General features: G+C 43.3%; 3 protein-coding genes. All 3 read right to left on the bottom strand.

Features of this window, described 5'->3' with window-relative positions; all coding sequences use genetic code 11:
- A partial coding sequence (locus tag F6K52_RS32935; protein ID WP_293088799.1) for a polyketide synthase occupies positions 1-1,569 on the bottom strand: 1,569 nt, incomplete at its 3' end.
- 134 nt (positions 1,570-1,703) lie between these two features.
- Positions 1,704-3,470 carry a tryptophan 7-halogenase gene (locus F6K52_RS32930; RefSeq protein ID WP_293088796.1) on the bottom strand — a complete coding sequence of 589 codons (1,767 nt, stop codon included), beginning with the start codon at positions 3,468-3,470 and terminating at the stop codon, positions 1,704-1,706.
- Between the two features lie 164 nt (positions 3,471-3,634).
- Positions 3,635-3,889: an acyl carrier protein gene (locus tag F6K52_RS32925; RefSeq protein ID WP_293088793.1), complete on the bottom strand. Its 255-nt coding sequence runs from the start codon at positions 3,887-3,889 to the stop codon at positions 3,635-3,637.
- Positions 3,890-4,361: the final 472 nt, after the last annotated feature.

Below are 4,361 nucleotides of genomic sequence, written 5' to 3'. Positions count from 1 at the left end.
TCCACTAGCTAGGTCAAGATCTGAGGCGTCTTGGAGTAAATCTTGCAGGCGCTCCTTCGCGTCTTCAGGGGAATTAACGACTAGGGCTAAGCGGTGTTTATGGTGAGTGCGCCGGACACTAGCGGTGTAGCAAATGTCCTCTAATAAAGTAGGATTGAGGTCTTGAGTGGCTAAATAGTCTTGATAAGTCTTAGCTAGGGATTTTACCGCTTCTGGACTATGGGCTGAGAGCGGTAGTAAGTAAGGTGGCTTCAGGGGTCTGGCCTGATCCGGGACTTGGGAGGATTGAGGAGCTTGTTCTAAGATCACATGGGCGTTAGTACCGGCAAACCCAAAGGAACTGACCCCAGCCTTGGCTAAACCAAACTGCTCAGGCCAAGGACTTAGCCTCTCCTGAACCCGTAGCGGTAGAGTATCGAAGGGAATATAGGGGTTAGGGTTTTCAAAGTGCAAGCTGGGGGGTAGTTGTTGATGTTTGAGGGATAAGGCAACTTTGATTAAACTAGCAATGCCAGCAGCAGCTTCCAAATGACCAATATTGGTTTTAACTGCTCCGACAGCACAATAGTTTTCCTCCTGACGATCAGTAGCAAGCACAGAACCGAGAGCCATCATTTCAATCGGGTCTCCCAGGGGTGTGCCAGTACCATGGGCTTCAATGTAACTAATTTCCGAAGGTGCTACCCCAGCATTGTCTAAGGCTTGACGGATTAGTGCTTCTTGAGCTGGACCATAGGGAACAGTCAATCCCTTGCTACGACCATCGTGGTTAACTGCACTGCCTCGGATAGTGGCGTAAATTGGGTCATTATCAGCTAATGCTTTGGATAGGGGCTTGAGGACAATGCAACCTGCTCCTTCACTGCGAACGTAGCCATTGGCTGTGGCATCAAAGGCTTTGCAACGACCATCGGGAGAGAGAGCTTTTAGCTTACTTAGGGCAATGTGACCAATGGGTGAAACGATAATATTCACACCCCCAGCCAACGCTAAGGTAGACTCTCCATTCCAAAGACTCTGACAGGCCAGGTGAACTGCAACCATTGAAGAAGAGCAGGCGGTATCGATTGCGATCGCAGGCCCTTTAAAATTGAATAAATAGGAAAGGCGACCAGCTGCAATATTCAAGGCATTACCGGTGAGATCGTATCCTTGGGGCTCAATGGAATAATCTGGATGAGTGTAGCTGTAATCATGGTTGGAAATTCCCACAAATACTCCAGTTCGGGAGCCAGCCAAGTGGTCTCGCACCTGTCCTGCATCTTCCAGGGCTTCCCAAGCTACCTCTAGCAATAGCCGTTGTTGGGGGTCCATGGCAGTGGCTTCTCGGGGGGAAATGCCGAAGAAGTGGGGGTCAAACTGGTCTACTTGGGGCAAAAAGCCCCCGTAGCGAGAGTTCATTTTGCCAGGAGTATCTGGGTCAGAATCATAGAAGTCACGGAGATCCCAACGGGTTTTGGGGATTTCACTAATGGCATCGACTCCATCACATAATAATTTCCAAAAAGCCTCTGGATTTTCGGCACCAGGAAAACGACATCCAATGCCAATTATTGCTATTGGTTCCATGTTAAAAATCCTTTTTGTATTGATACTGGGGGGATGAGAAGATAGGTAATCGGTAATAGGTGGTGCTGTCAGCCAATTATCGATTATCAATTACCAATTACCTCTTGACTAGCGCTTTAGTTTTGTAGTGGTACCTAAGCTACCTCTTTAATCCACGGCTGTAATTCAGCCCGGTACTCGTAACTGGTAAATTCTTGGCGCATTTTGGCAATTTTACTGTTTGCAGGTAAGTCTTTGGTGAAGTGCTTATAGATTATTTCACCTATAGCAATCTGGATTGTATTGTTTAGATTTTGGAATAAGTAGTAAAGATTTTTTGGAGCGATAAACCCAGACAAACCAAAGCCTTTCCAGAGAAACTTTGCATACCAAATTGTGTTGTAGAAACTGGTATATTTCATAGAAGCAAAGATATTGCACCGTTTAGGCTCAAGCTTAGTGTTCTCCAAAAAGTCATCAAAATGTTCAAGAGTGTTGTAACCCCAAACTAATTGGTCTCCACGGTAGCAGTCCATAAAACCAATATTGGCACCACGCTCCACTAATTCATTGAATTGTTGATACAGATGCTCACTGTATCCATTCATGTTAGCTTCAAGACCTTTCACATATCTGGGAATAAAATCTAAATCCAGATGCCATTTACCCAGGTACATAGGCACAATAACACCGAACCACCATATATAGTCTTGGTAAATGCGCCAACTCATAACACTGGCGTGACCAAGATGCTTATCGTGATATTTGATCAGGTGGTTGTTGAATCTGGTGTAAGTTAGGTTAAACTGATTGTAAGCAGAGCGTTTTTCTTCCGCATTGGACTCCCCTGCGAGTTTAGCTCGGATAATTTCTGTAACCCCCTCAATAGCAAAGGCAATCATGGTTGTTCCTAAGGAATAGAAGGGGTCAAAAATACAAGCAGCATCTCCAAGAACGTACCAGTTATCTTCAGAAAACATAGTTTTGCTGGTGTGGGAAGGTCTTGGAAGATAGTGAAAATCAACAGCTTCACCACTTGTAACCAGCCGATAAAGCATGTTGTGATTTGCCTTCAAAAAAGCGTAGAACTTTTCCTTGGTATTGATTTCTTTATCAGGAATGACACGTCGATGTTGAGCAATACCAATGGATATTTCCTGGGATTCCTTTTCTGTAGGTATCATCCACAGCCAGTGACCATGACCAAACCAATGATTAGTGGCATAGTAATGGCTACAAGTAATACTATTGGGATCATAACCATCATGGAAGATCGTGCGATCTACACCTTTAACCCTTACCCATGCCGAACCAGTATTGAGTCCAAAAAGATTGTCTGGTCCAAATAGAACATTGTCGGTTTTGCGACCAATAATAAATTTACGACCTGCCCCGTCGATAACATGTTTTGCCTTAAGTTCTATGTACTCACCATCAACTTTCTTGACCTTAACCGTCTTGATAGCATCTTTGGGAGTTAAATCCACATCTACCACACGACCTTGGTAGAAAATAGCTCCCATCGCCTTATTCATCTTGAGCAGATCCCGCTCGAATTTAGCCCGATTCATCTGGAAGGAAGCTAGGGGAGGTTGCCGATTAGCCCAGATGTGATAATAATCATCAGTGCTTTCAGTTTTAGTTGGATCTTTTGGCCAATGGAAACTTAAGCCAAATTTGGGCGGATGGTTGTCAATCATGTACTCATATAGACCCAGCTCTTTACAAACGAAAAGAGTAGCGATTTCTACCATTGATTCGCCAATTTTTAGATCCTTCTCGGTTCTTTCTTCTGGGCGAGGATCAATCAGGGCAATCTTAATATTAGGGATATTCAGAAGTAGGTGTCGGGCTTGACAGACCCCTGCAAAGCCTGCACCCATAATGACAACATCGTATTCTTGTAATTGAGTATTATTCATTGCTTAATTTATTTATTACTTGAATGTAATAATCAAAAATAATGTTATTGGAGAGCATCCCATTGCTGTAAATCTAGGCTACCAATCAACTAAAATACTATAATTAACAGCATTTTTTTAATGAGACTTTTTACAAATTGGGATGCTCAGATTTATCCTTCAACCTAGGAATCTTGAACTAAGCGCTGAGCAAGTTGTTCAACACTTGGATAATTAAAAATTAAGACTGGATTAAATTCACGTCCAAGCCACTTTTCTAATCTTCCCAGCAAAATCAAAGCTTGGCTAGAATCTAATTCATAGTTATCAAACGGCTCATTAATATCAATATCAGCTGGTTCCATTTCCAGACGCTCAGCTAACTGATCAATTAACCAAGCTTGAATTTCGTCTTGAGTAAAAGTAATAGATTGGGCCATTTGCCTAACTCCGGTATTTTTTTTAGTTTGAATACAGTAATGTTTGGTTTGGTTTGGATATCAATTATCCTGTCAGCCTGCAACAATGTTTTACTACCTTTTGGTAATTGGTAATTGGTAAGTGATAATAGCGGTAATCTTACCGAGCATCGATTAACCATTACCCGACAATCTTTTGTTGCATCCCTTTTATAAAAGGGGGATAAGATTCAACTTGTTGTTCCAAGTTGTTCTATTAAGATGTCTGGGTCACTCAGAGAAGTTACGCAGCTATTTACAAAACTTTATAATTTTTCTGCAATGGTAGTGAAAGTTACCAGGGGGCGGGGGTTTCGGGAGATGGGGAGATGGGGAGATGGGGAGGTTTGGGGAGTGTGGGGAGTGTGGGGAGTGTGGGGAGTGTGGGGAGTGTGGGGAGATGGGGAGATGGGGAGATTTCATGTAGGGTGGGCAGTGCTTGAGACAGATCAGG

The organism is Moorena sp. SIO3H5 (assembly GCF_010692395.1).
Taxonomy (GTDB): domain Bacteria; phylum Cyanobacteriota; class Cyanobacteriia; order Cyanobacteriales; family Coleofasciculaceae; genus Moorena.
This window is presented reverse-complemented; position numbering and strand designations above follow the sequence as displayed.